Below are 20,133 nucleotides of genomic sequence, written 5' to 3'. Positions count from 1 at the left end.
AGTTGGACAAAAAATCTAACATTTGGGGTGTTTTTGTATGAAATTAAGTTATGAAGATAAATTAGAAATTTATCGTTTAAAGAAGTCAGGTGTTTCCTGGACTCAATTAGAGATTCAATTTGGAGTAACCCGCTGCAACTTAAAATATACCATTCGACTGATGGATCGTTATGGAGTTGAGATCGTTAAGAAGCAAAAGTACCAAGCTTATTCACCTGAAATGAAGCAAGAAATGATTAATAAAGTCTTGAAAGATGGGCAATCCTTAATGTCAGTTTCTCTAGATTACGCCTTCCCAAATCCAGGAACTCTTGCCAATTGGATAGCGCAATACAAGAAAAATGGTTATACTATTGTTGAGACAACAAAAGGGAGACCAGCAAAAATGGGACGTAAACCAAAGAAAACTTGGGAAGAAATGACTGAATTAGAGCGCCTTCAGGAAGAGAACGAATATCTCAGAACGGAGAACGCCTTCCTAAAAAAGTTAAAAGAGTTAGAAGAACGGGACGAAGCTATCGAGAAAGAACGACAGAAATCATTAAAGAAATGGTTGATGGAGGATTTAGATTAGGTTTACTTCTAAGAGCAGCTCAATTAGCTCGTTCAACCTATTACTATCATCTTAAGCAACTAGAACAAGATGATTTAGACAAGTCCATTAAAGACCAAATTCAAGAAGTCTATCAGAAACATAAAGGTAACTATGGCTATCGTCGAATCACTTTGGAACTGCGTAACAGAGGTTTTATCATCAACCACAAAAGAGTTCAGCGCTTGATGAAAGAACTAGGTTTGGCAGCGAGAATACGTCGCAAAAGACGCTATTCATCTTATAAGGGTGAGGTTGGAAAGAAAGCAGATAACCTTATTCAACGCCATTTTGAAGCCTCTAAACCTTTTGAGAAGTGTTACACCGATGTGACTGAATTTGCTTTACCTGAGGGAAAACTCTATTTATCACCAGTTCTTGATGGTTATAATAGCGAGATAATAAACTATACCATTTCACGTTCTCCTAACTTAAACCAAATTAAAACGATGCTAGAAAAGACATTTCCAGATAAATACTATAACGGAACTATTTTACATAGTGATCAAGGCTGGCAGTATCAGCACAACTATTATCATCACTTTTTAAACTCTAAAGGTATCCGTCCATCTATGTCACGTAAAGGAAACAGCCCTGACAATGGGATAATGGAATCCTTCTTTGGCATATTAAAGTCAGAAATGTTCTATGGCTATGAGAGCTACTATAAATCTCTGGGAGATTTAGAAAAAGCTATTAAAAAATATATTGATTATTACAACAATAAACGGATCAAAGTAAAACTAAAAGGACTTAGTCCCGTACAATACAGAACTAAATCCTTTGCTTAAAATATAATGTCTAACTTTTGGGGGTCAGTACAAACCGGTTTTTTTATTGTAGTAGGAAGTGCTTGATATCTTCTTTATGGGCTTGGCTAGGCATATCTAAGCTTTTTATGAGTTGGTTGGATTGGAAAAATGAGAGATTGGGGACCGTCATTATCCCATAGTGTGTTCTAAAATGCCTTGGTATTAAATCAAGGCTGGTATTTTCAGAGTCTAAATAATAAATGGGTACCTTGTAATGTTGAGCTACTTGTAGAAGTTTAGAACTGAAAACTCTACAGTGGGGACAAGTTGCACGCCCAGTATAGAGGTAAAATTGGTCTCCTTTTACCATCATCATTTGAAGTTTGGCAATAGAAGTTTGTTTGAAATAGTGACTGTTTTGCTTATAAGCTAAAATTGCTTGGGCTTCATTGAGGGCTAAATTCTGTGGTGCTTCAGCTTTAGTAGCCTTGCTACATAGTAACAAGAAAGACAATGGTAATAAGACTGCTAATTTCTTACTCATTCACACGCCCATCCGTCATGATCACGATCTAAATGTGCGCTGTAGCCAGGCTGACCTTGTTGGATAGGGGCTGCATTAGCATTCCGCATAGCTGTGCAGTTAGCATAGTAGGTATTGCTAGTTGAAGGAGCTTGGGCAAACTGCTGGGCTGTTGTTGATTGCGTTTCACGTTCCTGAACTTCGCGCAAGTCAATGGTTGAAATAACCGTGTTTATACGATTAGTTAAGCTTGTTCTCCGTTCACTATTTGTAACTAGGTTAACTTTATTTTGAGCATTGGCGATATGATCACGGATTTGACTTGCTTCAAGTTGCTTCACAGCACTTTCAGCATTGTTTATTGTGGCCTCTTGCATTTCTTCCTCAATAGCCTTATTAACTAAATCAATGCGATCTGTAAAAGCTTTCCTTTGGCTAGCGTCAGTGATGAGAGTTACCTTTTGTCTAGCGCTTTCAATTAAGGATTTAGTTTTTGTTAATTCTAATTCTTCGGTTATCTTTTTGGCTTCTTCTGTATACATATCTTGCTCAAGATGTATGAAGCGCTTTTGTAATAGTTGTCTATCTTTATCGTTTTTGATTTGCTTAATAGCTACTCTAGCTTTTTCTAGGTTTATAGGATTGGTATCTTTTTCTAACTGACTAATAGCTAGATTAGCTTTTCTAAGATTTTTGTTCTGACTTTGGGAAGAACTATATTTAGTTTGAGGATTTGTCTCTTTAGTTGTGGAGCTAATGACAGCGTTAGGCGCTACTTGCTCGGTGTTTTTTAGTGAATTAGAAGCATGTGTAATACTAAAACCTAAAATAGAGGTTCCGATTAAACCTACGACTATCGCACCGATAGCATAGTTTCTTCTTTTGCTATCGGGTTTCTTCTTAGTATAGAACCATAGACTTGTAATTCCTGCTATTAAAATCAGAGGCATCACTATTAAAATAATACTAAAAATAATAATTCCTAGAATCACGTATAGAATAGCAGATAAGCGACCTTTATTTTTCATTAGTTTACCAATTTCTTATTTTTATTTAAATTTTACACTTTTTTAATCTTTTTGTAAACGTTTTATTAAATGAGAATGTTCCATTTATTTGAAGTTACTGGCTCTTTTACCATGGTTTCTAGCCATTAAGTGGTATTTCATGCTACAATATTCTCAAAAGTCAGTAGAAGGAGATTGATTTAAGTATGGATGAAATTATGGAAAAACGTTTAAAGAAATGTCAAGAACTGCTAAAAGAGAAGGGGCTGGATGCTATTCTCGTCACTAATTTAACAAATTGTTATTATTTAACAGGTTTTTCAGGAAGTGCAGCAACTATTTTAATCACAAGTAAGCGTCGTATCTTTATCACCGATTCTCGCTATACATTAATGGCTAAAGCTAGTATAGAAGGTTTTGATATTATTGAAAGTCGGACACCATTAAAAGTTATTGCAGAGTTGTTAGAGACAGATCGAGTGGACACCATTGCATTTGAGGATCAAATTAGCTTTTCCTTTTATCAAGCAATGCAGACGGCTTTCTCAGGAGTTACTTTGCTTGCGCAAGCAGGTTTTGTGGAGGAACTACGTTTGATTAAGGATGATTTTGAAATTAAGACAATTGCTAAAGCTTGTTCTATTTCGGATAAGGCCTTTATGGATGCTCTTGATTTTATTAAACCTGGAATAACTACTGAACAAGAACTAGCTAATTTTTTAGATTTTCAGATGCGTCAGTATGGTGCTAGTGGAACATCATTTGATACCATTGCAGCCTCAGGTTTCCGCTCTGCTATGCCTCACGGACGTGCTAGCGATAAGGTTATTAAGTCTGGAGAGAGTTTAACAATGGATTTTGGTTGTTACTATAACCACTATGTTAGTGATATGACTAGAACTATTCATATTGGACAGGTGACTGATCAAGAGCGCGAGATTTATGGGATTGTACTTGCGGCTAATGAGGCCTTGATAGAAAAAGCTTGTGCGGGTATGACCTTTACCGATTTTGATAAGGTGCCACGAGATATTATTGCTTCAGCTGGCTACGGTAGTAACTTTACACATGGTATTGGTCATGGCATCGGACTTGATATCCACGAGAATCCATTTTTTGGAAAGTCCCAGCAAAAACTTCAAATCGGTATGGTAGTAACAGATGAACCAGGTATTTATTTAGATGATAAGTATGGCGTGCGAATAGAGGATGACTTAGTTATTACAGAGACGGGATGTCAGGTTTTAACTTTGGCGCCTAAGGAATTAATTGTATTGTGAGCAAATAATCTAGAAAGTGTTAGGTAAGAGGCAATGACAAATCGTTTATCATGGCAAGATTATTTTATGGCCAATGCAGAGCTTATCTCCAAGCGGTCAACTTGTGATCGTGCTTTTGTAGGAGCTGTTTTGGTGAAGGATAATCGCATTATTGCAACTGGTTATAATGGTGGCGTTTCCGCGACAGACAATTGTAACGAAGCGGGTCACTATATGGAAGATGGACATTGCATCAGGACAGTTCATGCTGAGATGAACGCTCTGATACAGTGTGCTAAGGAAGGAATCTCAACCGATGGAACGGAACTTTACGTGACACATTTTCCCTGTATCAATTGTACTAAGGCCCTTTTACAAGCAGGGATAAAGAAAATTACCTATAAAGCCCACTATCGGCCACACCCTTTTGCTATTGAGTTGATGGAGAAAAAAGGAGTTGCCTATGTGCAACATGATGTGCCAGAACTAACATTAGGTGGCATTTAAACTAGATTCGTCTTTACTAGTAAAGTTAGTTAAAAGTGAAGCTAGGAGTTTTGCGCCTTTCCCCAGGCAGAAAAGATTTGAGCAAAAGGTCCTTTTGTGATAGAATGAGATGATAAATATTTTAGTAATAAGAGGTAATAATAAATGATTGAAGCAAGTAAGCTTAGAGCAGGTATGACTTTTGAGTCAGAAGGCAAATTAATTCGCGTTCTTGAAGCAAGTCACCACAAACCAGGTAAAGGAAATACCATCATGCGTATGAAGTTACGCGATGTTCGTACAGGTTCTACTTTTGATACAACTTATCGTCCAGACGAAAAGTTTGAACAAGCCATTATTGAAACTGTTCCAGCTCAATACTTGTACAAAATGGACGACACAGCTTACTTTATGAATACTGAAACTTATGATCAATATGAAATTCCAGTTGCGAACGTTGAGCAAGAATTGCTTTATATTCTTGAAAATTCTGATGTTAAGATTCAATTTTACGGCAGTGAGGTTATCGGTGTTACGGTACCTACAACTGTTGAGTTAACTGTTACAGAAACACAACCTTCTATAAAAGGAGCTACTGTAACAGGTTCTGGTAAACCAGCCACCCTTGAAACAGGGTTGGTTGTCAATGTTCCAGACTTCATCGAAGTTGGACAAAAATTGATTATTAACACAGCCGAAGGTACCTACGTTTCTCGTGCTTAAGGATTTTGTCAACAACTTGTTGAGAAAAGAAAGGAAATGCTATGTTGAGCGAAAATATTGGTGAAATCGTTATCTCACCACGTGTTCTTGAAGTTATTACAGGCATTGCTGCAACACAAGTTGACGGCGTCTATTCACTTCATAATAAAAAAATGTCAGATAGTTTTAATAAAGCTAGTCTAGGTAAAGGAGTGTACTTACGTACTGAGGACGATGGCTCTGTCACTGCCGATATCTATGTTTATCTTCAGTATGGTGTCAAAGTACCAACTGTTTCAGTGGCTATTCAAAAGGCTGTAAAAGCCGCTGTCTATGATATGGCAGAGGTTACTATTGCTGCAGTTAATATCCATGTGGAAGGTATTGTACCAGAGAAAACGCCGAAACCTGATTTGAAATCACTGTTTGAAGAGGATTTCTTGGATGACTAGTAGTTTTGAAAATTCAAGAAGAGACCTTCGAGAGCGTGCTTTTCAAGCACTCTTTAATATGGAACATGGAGGTGACTTTTTAGAGTCGTCTCAATTTGCCTATGATTATGATAAGGTATCGGATCAAGATCAACCTTTGGATGTTCCAGCCTTTCTATTGACCTTAGTTAATGGAGTTAACAATCATAAGGATGAACTGGACGCCATTATTAAAGAAAATTTAAAAAAAGGTTGGACAATTGAACGATTGACCTTGTCCGACAGAACGATGCTTCGTTTAGGTCTTTACGAAATCAAGTATTTTGACGAAACTCCAGACCGCGTGGCGTTAAATGAAATCATTGAAATTGCTAAAAAATATTCTGATGAAACCTCGGCCAAGTTCATTAATGGTTTATTAAGCCAATTTGTAAAAGATAATTAAAAAAAGCACCTATTTCCACGGGAATAGGTGCTTTTTTATCTTGAATTAAGTCTTTTTAAATGCTTTTCCCCGGTAGAAGGCTTATGGGTAAGATATAATCTTTGGCAATTTTTTCTTTGGCAATCCGCTTTAAAAGGATTTCTACAGTTAATTGAGCAATTTCTGGAATAGGTTGTTTAATGGTTGTGAGTTGGGGGAAATAATTTTCAACAAATGCTGTCCCATCATAACCAATAAGCTTTAAGTCTTTTGGAACCGTCAATCCTAGTTGTTTGGCTACTTTCATGATTAGGATTGCTGTTAAATCATCTGATGCAAAAATACCATCGGGCTTACGGGTAGCTAGAATAGATTTGATTTCCATTTCACGGCGTATAGGCGATAGATGGTTCGGCAATTTAATAATTTCAGCGCTTTTTTTTAATTGATAAGAGAAACCAAGTTGACGTAAACCTGTCGGTGAGTCGGAGTTATCGTTACCAGTTATCATGATGATGGTCTGACAATGATAACTTTGTAACGTTTGTGCAGCCAATTGGCCACCTTGGAAGTTGTCAGAGGAAATAATGGGGACATTTGGGGCTAAATTACGATCGAAAGCCACAATCGGTGCTTCCACACGTTCATAATCTTCGATACCTAAGTTATGACTAGATGAAATAATACCATCAACTTGATTGGCAGCCAACATTTCTAAATATTCTCGTTCTTTAAGAGGATCATGTTGGCTGTTACAAATAATTGTTTTATAACCTGTCTTAAAAAGTTCGATTTCTAAGTATTCGATTAGTTCGGAATAAAAAATATTGCTGATATTAGGAAAAATCAAACCAACAAGTCGTGCTGATTTACCTTGTAGACTACGAGCAAAATTATTAGGTTGATACCCTAATTCACGCATAGCAGCTTTAACCTTATCTACTGTTTTTTGGGACAAGTATCCCTTTTGATTAATAACACGTGAAACAGTTGTTGGGCTAACCCCAGCTAGTTCAGCAACATCGGTTAATTTTGCTACCACACTAATACCTCATTTCATAGTAAAGTCCCTTAACTTTGCCATCTGGCATCAGAATAGCTGAAGCCTTCTCTTCTGGGAAATAGCGACTTGTTAGGACAAATTGACCATTATTGATAAAAATTTCAACTATAGACTGGTCTACGTAGATATTAAGTGTAACATCTTCTTTTGGAATTTGGCAAGAGCGTTTAGTTCCAAAATGTTCAGCGAAGCGATTACTAGATTGGCTTCGGTCAAGACTCATCCAGCCTTCTTGGGTGTCAATAGTGATGGCTAAGCCTTGACCTTTTGCATCAGCAAAAAGAGTCAGCCTTTTTTGGTCGCACTTAGGAACTGTTATTTCTAATAAGTAAGAATTTGAGGTGTGTTCTGTTTCATCTAGAATTTGAGGATTTATTTTCAACTCTGAAAGAGCCTGAACAGGTTTTTGATACAGGACGCCATCTTGGATAGTTAGTTCTTTGACAAGACTGAGTGCTCCTTGATAATCATAATGATCGGTTGGGTAATCAATATCGGGAAGGCCGATCCAGGAGATAGCGAGGACGCGGCCATCAGGAGTGTTGAAAGCCTGGGTTGCATAGGTATCAAACCCAAAATCTAGATTCCGTAAAGGGGCTTGACCAATCAAGCAGCCATTTGCTGGGTCGAAGGCTTCAAAGATTTGGTAGGTATTAGGATAGATGTTGGCATAGGCTAACTCTTTTTTAGAAAGACCCTGAGGACAGTAGATAAGAACCGGTGTTTGATCGACAAAGACTAAATTGGGACACTCAATCATATATTCACTTGCTTGGCGACCAATATCTAGATTTGACACAAATTCCCAATTTTCCACATCATTATTGATAGCTTTGTAGAGCTTGATAAAACCCCTCTTTTCATGACTTTGAGCGCCAATAATAGCATATAGCTGATCTTGGTATTCAAAAATTTGTGGATCCCGAAAATGCTCTGTCACATCTGTGGGTTGGGAAATAAGAACTTGAGAGCACTTTTCGAGCTGGCCATCAGTCGAGAGATAGGCACCAATTTGTCTTGGGTCGCGTAGCCAATTAGCATCACGTACGTTACCAGTATAGAATAGAAATAATTGATCACCAGCAGGGTAGGCTGAGCCAGAATAGGCGCCTTCTTTATCATTAATGTGATCAGGAAGTAATTTTATTCCTGTTTCTTCAAAATGGACTAAATCGTCGGAAATAAGATGAACCCATTGTTTTAAGCCGTGAGCCGGACCGTAAGGCCAATTTTGATAAAAAAGATGATATTGACCATTAAAGTAAGAAAAACCATTTGGATCATTTAATAAGCCAGTTCTAGGCTCTATATGGTAATGAACGCGCCAGGGAGAGTTAGAAACATTAGCTTTTATTATCTGAAATTCTTGTTCTGACCACTCATGATAAGGTCGGTAACGAATCTCCTTTGGTAAATCCATAGAGGTACTCCTTTCTTGCATTCTTAGATACTATACTAAACGTTTTCCTTTTAAAAATCAATGATTAAACTATTGTTTTTTTATTTTATGTCAAACGCTTGACATAAAATATGAAGGTGCTAAAATGGTTATCAAGAGATAAAGCAGATTTATCAAAAGGAAAAAGGAGAGTTTGCAAAGATGGACAATAGAGAAATTGCAAAGCAAGTCATCGAGGCTTTAGGTGGACGCGAAAACATTAAAAGTGTTGCGCATTGTGCTACACGGTTAAGAGTTATGGTTGTTGATGAATCAAAGATTGATAAAGAAAAGGCTGAAAATATTGAGAAAGTGAAAGGTGCTTTCTTTAATTCAGGACAATACCAAATGATTTTTGGGACTGGGACTGTTAATAAGATCTATGATCAGGTGGTAGCTTTGGGCCTACCTACTTCCACTAAATCTGAAATGAAAAGCGAAGTGGCAAAACAAGGGAATTGGTTTCAACGATCAATTCGTACCTTTGGCGATGTTTTTGTACCTATTATCCCAGCTATTGTAGCAACTGGACTTTTCATGGGACTCCGAGGCTTGCTTGGTGCACTAGGTATTACTCTTCCAGAAGACTTAAATGTCTATTCCAAAATTTTAACTGATACCGCCTTCATTGCGCTCCCAGCGTTGGTTGTTTGGTCGACATTTCGAGTGTTTGGAGGTAATCCGGTTATTGGTATCGTCCTCGGTTTTATGTTGATTTCTGGTTCTCTTCCCAATGCATGGGCTGTTGCTTCAGCTGGGGATGTTAAACCGACTATTTTCTTTGGTTTTATTCCAGTTGTAGGCTTACAAGGTTCTGTTTTACCAGCATTTATCATTGGTATAATCGGTGCGAAATTTGAAAAATTAGTCCGTCGCTATGTTCCAGAAGTACTTGATCTTTTGGTAACGCCATTTGTAACTTTGCTAGTGATGTCAATTCTTGGCTTATTCGTTATTGGTCCAGTATTCCACGTTGTTGAAAACTATATCTTATTAGCTACAGATACTATTCTCGCATTACCATTTGGATTACCTGGCCTACTGATTGGTGGTATTCATCAAGTCATTGTGGTTTCGGGTGTTCACCATATCTTTAATTTGTTGGAATCACAATTGATTGCCCACAATGGGGCAAACCCTTTTAATGCTATTATCACAGCTGCCATGACTGCACAAGGTGCAGCAACAGTTGCTGTAGGTATGAAAACAAAAGATCCAAAACTAAAAGCCTTAGCTTTCCCAGCAGCTTTATCAGCTTTTCTAGGTATTACTGAGCCAGCTATTTTTGGAGTTAATTTGCGTTACCGTAAACCCTTCTTTCTTTCCTTGATTGCTGGTGCTATTGGTGGCGCTACAGCATCATTGCTTGGTTTGGCAGGAACTGGCTTTGGAATTACGATTATCCCTGGGACCTTGCTATACCTAAATGGTCAACTCTTGCCATACCTTTTAATGGTTTTTGTCTCCTTTGTTGCTGGTTTCACTTTAACCTATCTTTTTGGCTTTGAGGACGAAGCCAGTGAAGTGATAGCTAGCAAGGTTGAAACAAACGAAATTAGTAGTAATGCTAAGAAAAATAGAGAAATTATTTTTTCACCACTTGATGGTCAACTTTTAGCACTTGACCAAGTTAGTGACCCTGTCTTTGCTTCAGGCGTTATGGGCAAAGGCGTAGCCATCAAACCAAGTGGGAATCACTTATATGCACCGCTTAATGGGCGAGTGGAGGTCGTTTTTGAAACAGGTCATGCTTTCGCTATCAAATCAACTATGGGTGCTGAAGTATTGATCCATATTGGAATTGATACTGTTTCAATGGCGGGCCTTGCTTTTGAACCATTAGTGTCAGTTGGCCAAAATGTTAAAAAAGGGGACTTATTGGCTCGTTTTGATTCTGCTAAAATTAAAGCGGCTGGTTTGGAAGATGTAACCATGGTTGTTCTTACAAACACTTCTGATTATAAAGAAGTCACTATTGTCGAGGGTACTGACCTTTCTCATGGTCAAGAACTTTTCGTTGCTCAGTAAAATGGTTAGCATAGTCTAACCTTTTTGGGATAAAAAAGAGAAAGCTTAAAGTTGGCTAGGACAGCCTTATAGCTTTCGCTAGTCAATGTGAAAAATTGTTTTGAAAAAGGAGAAAAAATGACAGATTTATATGGAAGCATTGAAGCAGGCGGTACTAAATTTGTCTGTGCTGTAGGTAATGATCAATTTAAAATTATCAACCAAGCTCAATTTCCGACAACAAGTGCTGAAGAAACAATTGCTAATTGCATCACTTTTTTTGAATCATATCGTAATCAGTTGCTTGGTCTAGGAATTGGTTCTTTTGGCCCCATCGACAATAATCAAAAATCACCTACTTATGGCTATATTACTAATACTCCAAAAGAAGGTTGGTCACATGTTGATTTAGTTAGTAAGTTTACAAAAGCTTTGTCAGTTCCTATTTTCTTTACAACTGACGTTAATAGCTCTGCCTATGGGGAAATGATAGCTAGGCCTAACATTAATAGCCTTGTTTATTATACCGTTGGTACTGGTATTGGTGCTGGGACTATTCAAAGAGGTCAATTGATTGGAGGTCTAGGGCATACTGAAGCAGGGCATACCTACGTGAAACTTCATTCCTCAGATCTTAAAAAAGGCTTTACAGGGATTTGTCCATTTCACCAGGGATGTTTGGAAGGCTTGGCATCAGGTCCAAGTCTAGAGGTGAGAACAGGAGTCAAGGGGGAACGGTTGCCGCTTGACTCACCTGTTTGGGATATTCAGGCTTTCTATATTGCTCAAGCTGCTGTACAAGCAAGCATGCTCTATCGTCCAGAAGTTATCGTTTTTGGTGGCGGTGTGATGGTACAAAATCATATGCTTGAACGAGTACACCACCACTTTGAAGTCCTCTTAAATGGATATCTACCAGTGCCGAATTTGAAAACGTATATTGTCACACCGGCTGTTGCAAATAATGGGTCCGCTACACTTGGAAATTTTGCTTTAGCAAAAAAGGTTTCGGGTAAATCATAAGGTTTGTGACATAGGCGAAAGTAGCGTTGTAGACCATTTGGCTGATAGTGTCATATAAAGGAGGAAAATGGTATAATGAACCTATCTATTATTCAAATGAAAGAGGAAGTTTATGTCAGAACCATTTTTCCTGAAATCTTGTATGCACGATAAAATTTGGGGTGGAACAAAATTAAGAGATATTTTTAATTATGATATTCCTACTGAAACAACAGGTGAATATTGGGCTATCTCAGCCCATCCAAATGGAGTTTCAACGATTATCAATGGGCGATTTGCAGGTCAAAAACTTGATCGCGTTTTTAGGGAGAACCCTGCTTATTTCGGGAACCCAAAAGAAAAAGTTTTTCCGCTATTGACGAAAATTTTAGATGCGAATGATTGGTTGAGTGTTCAAGTGCATCCTGATGATACCTATGCCATGGAGCATGAGGGGGAACTTGGAAAAACAGAATGTTGGTATATTATTTCCGCTGAACCTGGTTCTGAAATCATCTATGGTCATAATGCTAAAAGTAAAGAAGAATTGGAAACTATGATTGAAGCTGGCGATTGGGAACGTTTGTTGACAAGAATTCCCGTTGAAGCTGGCGACTTCTTCTATGTCCCAAGTGGTACCATGCATGCTATTGGTAAAGGAATTATGATTCTTGAAACACAACAGTCCAGTGATACTACTTATCGGGTTTATGATTTTGACCGTAGAGATACCAAGGGCAAATTGCGTGACTTACATATAAAACAGTCGGTTGATGTCTTGACAATTGGTAAGCCGAAAAATAGCGTTCCTGCCACTCTTGTCTTAGACCATATCGTGACGAGCACCTTAGTTTCTAACCCCTTTTTTACAGTCTACAAATGGGTAATTGATGGTCTAGTAGACATGCGACAGACAGCTCCATATTTACTTGTTAGTGTTTTAGAAGGACAAGGGCAATTGTCAGTAGGTGCAGAAGCATATGATGTCAAAAAAGGAATGCACTTTATCTTGCCTGACGATGTTAAAAAGTGGACTTTTGAAGGACAACTAGAGATGATTGTTAGTCATCCCAATGCTTTATAATTATTAGACATTATCATAGAAAAACTAACGAGAGAAAGGGGATAGCAAGCTAGCTCCTTTTCTCTTTTCCTTTATTGGGTTTTCTTGTACTAGTTCCTTAATTATGTTAAAATGAACTGATAAGATGATCGAAAGGAATTAGAATGGCCAATATTCTACGCAAAGTCATTGAAAATGACAAAGGCGAACTAAGAAAATTAGAAAAAATTGCAAAGAAAGTTGAATCTTACGCAGATCAGATGGAAGCACTATCTGACCAAGATTTACAAGCAAAAACACCAGAATTTAAAGAACGTTATCAGAATGGGGAAACCCTTGAACAATTGTTACCAGAGGCTTTTGCAGTTGTACGTGAAGCTGCTAGACGTGTTCTAGGTTTATATCCTTACCGTGTACAGATTATGGGGGGGATTGTTCTTCATAATGGAGATGTTCCCGAAATGCGTACGGGTGAAGGTAAAACATTGACAGCAACGATGCCGGTTTACTTAAATGCTATCGCTGGTGAAGGTGTACACGTTATCACTGTTAATGAGTATCTATCGACCCGTGATGCTACTGAAATGGGTGAGGTTTATAGTTGGCTTGGTCTCTCTGTAGGGATTAATTTAGCAGCTAAATCTCCGGCTGAAAAACGTGAAGCATATCTTTGTGATATTACTTATTCAACCAACTCAGAAGTTGGGTTTGATTACCTTCGTGATAACATGGTTGTACGTCAAGAGGATATGGTTCAGCGTCCATTGAACTATGCTCTAGTTGATGAGGTTGACTCTGTACTGATTGACGAAGCTAGAACCCCTTTGATTGTTTCAGGTGCCGTTAGCTCAGAAACTAACCAATTATACGTGCGCGCTGACATGTTTGTCAAAACTCTTAATGCTGATGACTACATTATTGATGTACCAACAAAAACAATTGGTCTTAGCGATTCAGGAATTGATAAAGCGGAATCTTACTTCAACTTAGATAACCTTTACGATATTGAAAATGTTGCTTTAACCCACTTTATTGATAATGCACTTCGCGCTAATTACATTATGCTACTTGATATTGACTATGTAGTTAGTGAAGATGGTGAAATTCTGATTGTTGACCAATTTACGGGTCGGACCATGGAAGGTCGTCGCTTCTCAGACGGTTTACACCAAGCTATCGAGGCTAAAGAAGGTGTTCGTATCCAAGAAGAGTCTAAAACCAGCGCTTCAATCACTTATCAAAACATGTTTCGTATGTACAAGAAACTTGCAGGGATGACAGGGACTGCCAAGACAGAAGAAGAGGAATTCCGCGAAGTTTATAACATGCGAATCATCCCAATCCCAACCAACAAACCTGTTGCACGTTTGGATCATACCGACCTTCTTTATCCAACTTTAGAATCAAAATTTAAGGCGGTTATTGCCGATGTTAAGGCTCGCCATGAAAAAGGGCAACCCGTTTTAGTTGGGACTGTAGCTGTTGAAACTAGTGATTACATTTCAAAACAGCTGGTCGCTGCTGGCGTTCCTCATGAAGTGTTGAATGCTAAAAACCACTTCAAGGAAGCTCAAATTATCATGAACGCTGGACAACGCGGTGCTGTTACTATTGCAACCAATATGGCTGGTCGTGGTACAGATATCAAACTTGGAGAGGGTGTTCGTGAATTAGGCGGACTTTGTGTAGTTGGTACAGAACGCCATGAAAGCCGTCGTATTGATAACCAGTTACGTGGGCGTTCTGGTCGTCAGGGAGACCCGGGAGAATCACAGTTCTACTTATCCTTAGAAGATGATTTGATGAGGCGTTTTGGCTCAGATCGAATCAAAGCATTCTTGGATAGAATGCGCGTAGAAGAAGATGATGCTGTTATTAAGTCACGAATGTTGGCACGACAAGTTGAATCTGCTCAAAAACGTGTTGAAGGAAACAACTATGATACTCGTAAGCAAGTTCTTCAATATGATGATGTCATGCGTGAACAACGTGAAATCATTTATGCTAACCGCCGCGATGTGATTACAGCGAACCGTGATTTAGGGCCTGAAATTAAGGCTATGATTAAGCGGACAATCAAACGAACAGTTGAAGCACATACACGCAGCAATCGTAAGGATGCCATTGATGCCATTGTCGCTTTTGCACGAACAAATATTGTACCAGAAGACTCTATTTTTGCTAAAGACCTTCGTCAATTAAAAGATGATCAGATTAAAGAATTACTGTATGAGCGTGCCCTTGATATCTATGATAGTCAGATAGCTAAGTTACACACTCAAGAAGCTGTTTTAGAATTTCAAAAAGTCTTGCTGTTGATGATTGTTGATAACAAGTGGACAGAACATATTGATGCTCTAGATCAACTACGTAACTCTGTTGGCTTGCGTGGTTACGCTCAAAATAATCCAGTTGTGGAATACCAAGCTGAAGGCTTCAAAATGTTCCAGGATATGATTGGTGCTATTGAGTTTGATGTGATGCGGACTATGATGAAAGCACAAATCCATGAACAAGAAAGAGAACGTGCAAGTCAGTATGCAACTACAACTGCAGCTCAAAATATTTCTGCTCAATCTGCAAATAGCATGACTGATTCTGCTCAGGATTTTACACATGTTAAACGCAATGATCCATGTCCATGTGGTTGTGGTAAGAAATTTAAAAATTGTCATGGTCGCAAAGCTTTTAATAGCTAATGTCAACCCTAGATTTTTTTGATAATAGTGATGAAGCTAAGCTTAGGGCTTGGCTTCATAGACTTTTACAATCTAGTAAGATAAAATTAATGATCAATTAAGGTAAGAAAATGATTATTGGACACGGTATTGATTTGCAAGAAATTTCAGCTATTGAACGGGCTTACCAGCGTAATCCTAGATTTGCTCAGAGGGTTTTAACCCCAAGGGAACTCACAATTTTTGAGACTTATAATAGTAAAAGACGCATAAGCTACTTAGCTGGGCGCTGGTCGGCCAAGGAAGCTTTTTCTAAAGCTATGGGATCGGGAATTGGAAAACTAAGTTTCCAAGATATAGAAGTGGCTTCAGATGAGAAAGGAAAGCCTTACTTTAGCCAATCGCCCTTTAGAGGACGGAGTTTTTTAAGTATTTCTCATAGTGGGGATTTTGTACAGGCAAGTGTGATATTGGAGGAAGAGTAATGATCTCAAGTATACATCGTCCGACAGTGGCAACTGTTGATTTAAAAGCTATTCAGAATAATATTGAAGCGGTGCAAGGTCATATCCCTAAAGGCACAAAAATCTATGCAGTGGTTAAAGCAAATGCTTACGGACACGGGGCGGTAGAAGTTTCCAAAGCTATTGATAAAGAAGTTGATGCTTATTGCGTCTCTAACTTAGATGAAGCTTTAGAACTAAGACAGGCAGGCATCAGCAAAGAAATTTTGGTCTTAGGTGTAGTATTAGCTGATGATTTGCTTTTAGCAATTGAAAATCAAGTAACCATAACAGTGGCTAGTCAAGAATGGTTGGATGATGCCCAAGCGTTTCTTGGTGGTGACCTGACTAACTTGCATGTTCATGTCAAGGTTGACTCTGGTATGGGGAGAATTGGTGTCCGTAGCTTAGCTGAAGCAGATCAGTTAATTGCTCATTTACGCCAAGCTAAAGTTATTGTTGATGGGATTTTCACTCATTTTGCTACAGCTGATGAAGCAGATACTAGAAAATTTGAATCACAATTAAACTTCTTTACAGACTTAGTTAGTCATTTGGCTTATAAACCTGCGTTGGTTCATGCTAGTAATTCAGCAACAAGTCTTTGGCACAGTGACACTATTTTTAATGCGGTTCGACTAGGGATTGCTATCTATGGGTTAAACCCAAGTGGCTGTGAACTTAAGCTACCTTACCCTTTGAAGCCAGCCTTATCCTTGAAATCGCGTTTGGTCCATGTTAAAGAGATTCATGCCGGAGATACTGTTGGCTATGGAGCTACCTATACGGCCACTGATACTGAAATTGTCGGTACTATTCCTATTGGTTACGCAGATGGCTGGACTAGAGATCTACAAGGCTTTGAGGTACTGATTGATGGTCAATTTTGTCAAATCATAGGAAGGGTATCAATGGACCAAATTATGGTCAGATTACCAAAAAATTATGAAATTGGTAAGTTAGTGACCTTAATCGGAACAAGTGGTGATCAGGAGATTACAGCGACAGATTTAGCCGTAAAAAAGGGAACTATTAACTACGAAGTTCTCTGTCTCTTAAGCGATCGTATTCCCAGAAAGTATCAGTAGTGAAATAAAGATGAAACTCTTGTATAATGGTTACAAGAGTTTTTTGACTAAAATAGAAGGTACAACTATGCATTTACATTCGCCGCTTTCGGAGTTGAAAGGTTTTGGCCCCAAATCAGCTGAAAAATTTCAAAAATTAAATATTTTTACGATTGAAGAGTTATTGCTTTACTATCCTTTTCGCTATGAAGATTTTAAGAGTAAATCTGTTTTTGATTTGCAAGATGGAGAAAAGGCTGTACTAAATGGGAGAGTTGTAACACCTGCAACAGTTCAGTATTATGGCTTTAAACGCAACCGTTTAAGCTTCAAAATCAAACAAGATGACTTGGTAATAGCTATTAATTTTTTTAATCAACCTTATTTAGCTGATAAAATTGAATTAGATAAGGAAGTAGCTATTTTTGGTAAATGGGATCAAAAAAAGACGAGTTTAACAGGTATGAAATTTTTGATGAGTCTTGAAGATGATTTACAACCGGTCTACCATGTGGCACAAGGCGTTAGCCAAGCAGCTTTAATCAAAGCTATCAAATCAGCCTTTGATACTAATCTATTGTCAGAAATAGAAGAAAATATTCCTGAACTTTTGGTTCAAAAATATCGGTTAATGGGAAGACAAGAAGCAATTCGGGCGATGCATTTTCCAGCGGATTTATCAGAATACCGCCAGGCTCTTCGTCGTATTAAGTTTGAAGAACTCTTCTATTTTCAGATGCAGTTACAAGTGCTTAAGCATGCTAATAAATCAGCAACTTCTGGGTTAGCGATAGCTTATGACCAAAGAGCTTTAGAACAAGTTATTGCAAGCTTACCATTTTCATTAACAGGGGCACAACTAAAAAGTTTAGGAGAAATTCTGAAAGATATGGCTAGTGGGCAACACATGAACCGTCTTTTACAAGGAGATGTTGGTTCAGGTAAAACAGTCATTGCAAGCTTAGCCATGTACGCGACCTACTCAGCTGGCTATCAGTCTGCACTCATGGTACCAACGGAAATCTTAGCAGAGCAACATTATCAGAGTTTGACAAGTCTTTTTCCAGACCTATCAATTGCCATTCTGAAATCTGGTATGAAAGCAGCAGCTAAACGAAGCGCCTTGACAGCTATTGCAGATGGATCGGTCGATATGATTGTGGGAACCCACGCTCTAATTCAGGATGCTGTTGAGTACCACAAACTTGGTTTAGTGATTACTGATGAACAGCATCGATTTGGAGTTAAACAGCGACGTATCTTCCGCGAAAAAGGTGAAAATCCTGATGTTCTCATGATGACAGCAACACCAATCCCAAGGACCCTAGCCATCACAGCTTATGGTGAAATGGATGTCTCCATAATTGATCAATTACCAGCAGGGCGTAAACCCATTGTGACACGGTGGGTTAAGCATCAACAGCTCGATGATGTTCTAACTTGGATGCGTCAGGAAATTGCTAAAGGTGCCCAAGTTTATGTGATTTCCCCCTTGATTGAAGAGTCAGAGGCATTAGATTTAAAAAATGCTGTCGCTTTGGAACAAGAGTTGAAAAACTACTTTCAAGGTGATGCAAGAATTGCCCTGATGCATGGTAAAATGAAAAATGAAGATAAAGATGCTATTATGCAAGCCTTTAAAAATCAAGAAATTGATTTATTAGTTTCAACAACGGTTATTGAAGTTGGTGTCAATGTGCCAAATGCAACAATTATGCTTATCATGGATGCAGACCGTTTTGGATTGAGTCAATTACATCAGTTAAGAGGAAGGGTAGGACGGGGTTATAAACAGTCCTATGCCCTATTGGTAGCTAACCCCAAAACAGAAACGGGTAGGGAACGCATGCGTATCATGACTGAGACTAATGATGGTTTTATTCTTGCAGAGGCCGATTTGAAAATGCGTGGTTCTGGTGAAATCTTTGGTACTAGACAATCGGGTATTCCAGAATTTAAAACAGCAGATTTGCTAGAAGACTATCCAATTCTTGAGGAAGCACGTCGTGTGGCAAGTGAAATAGCTAGTCAATCCGACTGGCAAACTGATCAGAGATGGCAAAAAATTGTTAAGAATCTTAATCAAAAGAACTCTTTTGACTAGAGTTAAAAACTTAAAAGTCTGTCTAATATCAGAAATCAATAACGAAAAATGATACAATACTAAGGAAACAAGGACAAAAGGAGAAACGGATGGCAAAACAAATAATAGGTGCAACCAATGTGGAAGGATCGCGTATTGCCTTGGGTTGTATGCGGATGGCAGCTTTAGAGGTAAACCAAGCTGAAGAAACCATCAGAACTGCCTTAGATGAAGGAATTTCTTTTATTGATCATGCTGACATTTATGGAAATGGAGAATCTGAAATTCGCTTTGCCCAGGCAGCCAAGAATTTAGGAATATCCCGTGATGCCTACCTTTTACAATCAAAATGTGGTATTCGTAAAAACTACTTTGATTTTTCAAAAGACCATATCATTGCATCGGTAGAGGGTATCTTACAACGTTTAGAAACAGACTACTTAGATTTTTTAGTTCTTCATCGACCAGATGTGTTAGTTGAACCTGAAGAAGTTGCAGAAGCTTTCACGCAATTAGAAAAAGATGGAAAAGTTAGATATTTTGGTGTTAGTAACCAAAATCGCTACCAAATGGAATTACTACAAGCTTATATGGATCAAAAGCTTACAGTTAATCAAATGCAGCTGTCACCAGCCCACACACCTATGTTTGATTCAGCTTTAAATGTTAATATGCGTAATCAAGCAGGTATTGACCGAGATAACGGTGTGGTTGAGTATTGTCGCCTAAATAAAGTGACTATTCAAGTTTGGTCACCATTTCAGATTGATTTGGATAAAGGTCTCTTTACGGACAATCCAGATTATCAAGAATTAAATGAAACAATAGCAAATTTAGCGGATCAGTATAGGGTTAGTGCAGAAGCTATCGTTATTGCATGGATTTTACGTCATCCTGCCCAAATGCAAGTTATTGTTGGTTCCATGAATCCTGATCGTCTAAGAAAAATTGCTCAGGCTCATTCTGTCAACCTCTCTCGTGCAGAGTGGTATGATATCTACAGAAGCGCAGGCAATTCACTTCCGTAATAAAAAGGCCTAGCTAGTTGCCACT

At 38.4% G+C, this 20,133-nt stretch carries 18 protein-coding genes; 14 read left to right on the top strand and 4 right to left on the bottom strand.

What is annotated here, in order from left to right; translation table 11 throughout:
• Positions 1 to 37: 37 nt before the first annotated feature.
• A protein-coding gene (locus FGK96_RS09125) for an IS3 family transposase (RefSeq protein ID WP_420031108.1) occupies positions 38 to 1,383 on the top strand; the annotation gives its coding sequence in 2 pieces (ribosomal slippage) (positions 38 to 479 and positions 479 to 1,383; 1,347 coding nt in all).
• A 43-nt stretch (positions 1,384 to 1,426) separates the two neighbouring features.
• On the opposite strand, the gene FGK96_RS09120 is transcribed toward FGK96_RS09125, so the two are convergent.
• On the bottom strand, positions 1,427 to 1,888 hold the full coding sequence (locus FGK96_RS09120; protein ID WP_138083255.1) for a bacteriocin transporter: 462 nt from the start codon (positions 1,886 to 1,888) through the stop codon (positions 1,427 to 1,429).
• Positions 1,885 to 2,895 carry an excalibur calcium-binding domain-containing protein gene (locus FGK96_RS09115; protein ID WP_138083254.1) on the bottom strand — a complete coding sequence of 337 codons (1,011 nt, stop codon included), beginning with the start codon at positions 2,893 to 2,895 and terminating at the stop codon, positions 1,885 to 1,887. Before FGK96_RS09115 ends, FGK96_RS09120 begins: the two co-directional genes overlap by 4 nt.
• Positions 2,896 to 3,080: 185 nt before the next feature.
• Between FGK96_RS09115 and FGK96_RS09110 the strand changes: the two genes are divergently transcribed.
• From FGK96_RS09110 to nusB, 5 genes are all read left to right on the top strand, one after another.
• Positions 3,081 to 4,154, top strand: a complete 1,074-nt coding sequence (locus FGK96_RS09110; protein WP_138083253.1) for a M24 family metallopeptidase — start codon at positions 3,081 to 3,083, stop codon at positions 4,152 to 4,154.
• Positions 4,155 to 4,187: 33 nt separating this feature from the next.
• Positions 4,188 to 4,640 carry a deoxycytidylate deaminase gene (locus tag FGK96_RS09105; protein ID WP_138083252.1) on the top strand — a complete coding sequence of 151 codons (453 nt, stop codon included), beginning with the start codon at positions 4,188 to 4,190 and terminating at the stop codon, positions 4,638 to 4,640.
• Between the two features lie 144 nt (positions 4,641 to 4,784).
• Complete coding sequence (gene efp / locus FGK96_RS09100; RefSeq protein WP_003084847.1) at positions 4,785 to 5,342, top strand: elongation factor P; 558 nt, start codon at positions 4,785 to 4,787, stop codon at positions 5,340 to 5,342.
• Between the two features lie 41 nt (positions 5,343 to 5,383).
• Entirely contained in the window at positions 5,384 to 5,773 is a 390-nt protein-coding gene (locus FGK96_RS09095) for an Asp23/Gls24 family envelope stress response protein (RefSeq protein ID WP_003084149.1), read from the top strand.
• Positions 5,766 to 6,197: a transcription antitermination factor NusB gene (gene nusB, locus FGK96_RS09090; RefSeq protein WP_138083251.1), complete on the top strand. Its 432-nt coding sequence runs from the start codon at positions 5,766 to 5,768 to the stop codon at positions 6,195 to 6,197. Before FGK96_RS09095 ends, nusB begins: the two co-directional genes overlap by 8 nt.
• Before the next feature lie 55 nt (positions 6,198 to 6,252).
• Here nusB and FGK96_RS09085 read toward each other — a convergent pair whose 3' ends face one another.
• On the bottom strand, positions 6,253 to 7,218 hold the full coding sequence (locus FGK96_RS09085) for a LacI family DNA-binding transcriptional regulator (protein ID WP_138083250.1): 966 nt from the start codon (positions 7,216 to 7,218) through the stop codon (positions 6,253 to 6,255).
• A 1-nt stretch (position 7,219) separates the two neighbouring features.
• Positions 7,220 to 8,659, bottom strand: a complete 1,440-nt coding sequence (locus FGK96_RS09080) for a sucrose-6-phosphate hydrolase (RefSeq protein WP_138083249.1) — start codon at positions 8,657 to 8,659, stop codon at positions 7,220 to 7,222.
• Between the two features lie 180 nt (positions 8,660 to 8,839).
• On the opposite strand from FGK96_RS09080, the gene FGK96_RS09075 reads away from it, so the two are divergent.
• The 8 genes from FGK96_RS09075 to FGK96_RS09040 all read left to right on the top strand — a co-directional run bounded on the left by FGK96_RS09075 (position 8,840) and on the right by FGK96_RS09040 (position 20,108).
• A complete protein-coding gene (locus FGK96_RS09075) occupies positions 8,840 to 10,705 on the top strand; it encodes a sucrose-specific PTS transporter subunit IIBC (protein WP_138083248.1) in 1,866 nt (621 codons plus the stop codon).
• Positions 10,706 to 10,822: 117 nt separating this feature from the next.
• Positions 10,823 to 11,707, top strand: a complete 885-nt coding sequence (scrK, locus tag FGK96_RS09070) for a fructokinase ScrK (protein ID WP_138083247.1) — start codon at positions 10,823 to 10,825, stop codon at positions 11,705 to 11,707.
• Between the two features lie 112 nt (positions 11,708 to 11,819).
• Positions 11,820 to 12,770 carry a mannose-6-phosphate isomerase, class I gene (gene manA, locus FGK96_RS09065; RefSeq protein ID WP_138083246.1) on the top strand — a complete coding sequence of 317 codons (951 nt, stop codon included), beginning with the start codon at positions 11,820 to 11,822 and terminating at the stop codon, positions 12,768 to 12,770.
• A gap of 143 nt (positions 12,771 to 12,913) precedes the next feature.
• On the top strand, positions 12,914 to 15,448 hold the full coding sequence (gene secA, locus FGK96_RS09060) for a preprotein translocase subunit SecA (RefSeq protein ID WP_138083245.1): 2,535 nt from the start codon (positions 12,914 to 12,916) through the stop codon (positions 15,446 to 15,448).
• Between the two features lie 110 nt (positions 15,449 to 15,558).
• Positions 15,559 to 15,912: a holo-ACP synthase gene (gene acpS, locus FGK96_RS09055; protein WP_138083244.1), complete on the top strand. Its 354-nt coding sequence runs from the start codon at positions 15,559 to 15,561 to the stop codon at positions 15,910 to 15,912.
• Complete coding sequence (alr, locus tag FGK96_RS09050) at positions 15,912 to 17,018, top strand: alanine racemase (RefSeq protein WP_138083243.1); 1,107 nt, start codon at positions 15,912 to 15,914, stop codon at positions 17,016 to 17,018. Before acpS ends, alr begins: the two co-directional genes overlap by 1 nt.
• A gap of 67 nt (positions 17,019 to 17,085) precedes the next feature.
• Positions 17,086 to 19,101, top strand: coding sequence for an ATP-dependent DNA helicase RecG (gene recG / locus FGK96_RS09045; protein ID WP_138083242.1), 2,016 nt, complete (start codon positions 17,086 to 17,088; stop codon positions 19,099 to 19,101).
• An 89-nt stretch (positions 19,102 to 19,190) separates the two neighbouring features.
• A complete protein-coding gene (locus FGK96_RS09040) occupies positions 19,191 to 20,108 on the top strand; it encodes an aldo/keto reductase (RefSeq protein WP_138083241.1) in 918 nt (305 codons plus the stop codon).
• Positions 20,109 to 20,133: the final 25 nt, after the last annotated feature.

Origin of the sequence: Streptococcus porcinus (genome assembly GCF_901542335.1) — a bacterium.
Classification (GTDB): domain Bacteria; phylum Bacillota; class Bacilli; order Lactobacillales; family Streptococcaceae; genus Streptococcus; species Streptococcus porcinus_A.
This window is presented reverse-complemented; position numbering and strand designations above follow the sequence as displayed.

Bases quoted from the DNA above. Each gene is read 5' to 3' on its own strand.
- FGK96_RS09120 (WP_138083255.1), bottom strand. From the start codon at position 1,888: ATGAGTAAGAAATTAGCAGTCTTATTACCATTGTCTTTCTTGTTACTA.
- FGK96_RS09115 (WP_138083254.1), bottom strand. From the start codon at position 2,895: ATGAAAAATAAAGGTCGCTTATCTGCTATTCTATACGTGATTCTAGGA.
- FGK96_RS09110 (WP_138083253.1), top strand. From the start codon at position 3,081: ATGGATGAAATTATGGAAAAACGTTTAAAGAAATGTCAAGAACTGCTA.
- FGK96_RS09105 (WP_138083252.1), top strand. From the start codon at position 4,188: ATGACAAATCGTTTATCATGGCAAGATTATTTTATGGCCAATGCAGAG.
- efp (WP_003084847.1), top strand. From the start codon at position 4,785: ATGATTGAAGCAAGTAAGCTTAGAGCAGGTATGACTTTTGAGTCAGAA.
- FGK96_RS09095 (WP_003084149.1), top strand. From the start codon at position 5,384: ATGTTGAGCGAAAATATTGGTGAAATCGTTATCTCACCACGTGTTCTT.
- nusB (WP_138083251.1), top strand. From the start codon at position 5,766: ATGACTAGTAGTTTTGAAAATTCAAGAAGAGACCTTCGAGAGCGTGCT.
- FGK96_RS09080 (WP_138083249.1), bottom strand. From the start codon at position 8,659: ATGGATTTACCAAAGGAGATTCGTTACCGACCTTATCATGAGTGGTCA.
- FGK96_RS09075 (WP_138083248.1), top strand. From the start codon at position 8,840: ATGGACAATAGAGAAATTGCAAAGCAAGTCATCGAGGCTTTAGGTGGA.
- scrK (WP_138083247.1), top strand. From the start codon at position 10,823: ATGACAGATTTATATGGAAGCATTGAAGCAGGCGGTACTAAATTTGTC.
- manA (WP_138083246.1), top strand. From the start codon at position 11,820: ATGTCAGAACCATTTTTCCTGAAATCTTGTATGCACGATAAAATTTGG.
- secA (WP_138083245.1), top strand. From the start codon at position 12,914: ATGGCCAATATTCTACGCAAAGTCATTGAAAATGACAAAGGCGAACTA.
- acpS (WP_138083244.1), top strand. From the start codon at position 15,559: ATGATTATTGGACACGGTATTGATTTGCAAGAAATTTCAGCTATTGAA.
- alr (WP_138083243.1), top strand. From the start codon at position 15,912: ATGATCTCAAGTATACATCGTCCGACAGTGGCAACTGTTGATTTAAAA.
- recG (WP_138083242.1), top strand. From the start codon at position 17,086: ATGCATTTACATTCGCCGCTTTCGGAGTTGAAAGGTTTTGGCCCCAAA.
- FGK96_RS09040 (WP_138083241.1), top strand. From the start codon at position 19,191: ATGGCAAAACAAATAATAGGTGCAACCAATGTGGAAGGATCGCGTATT.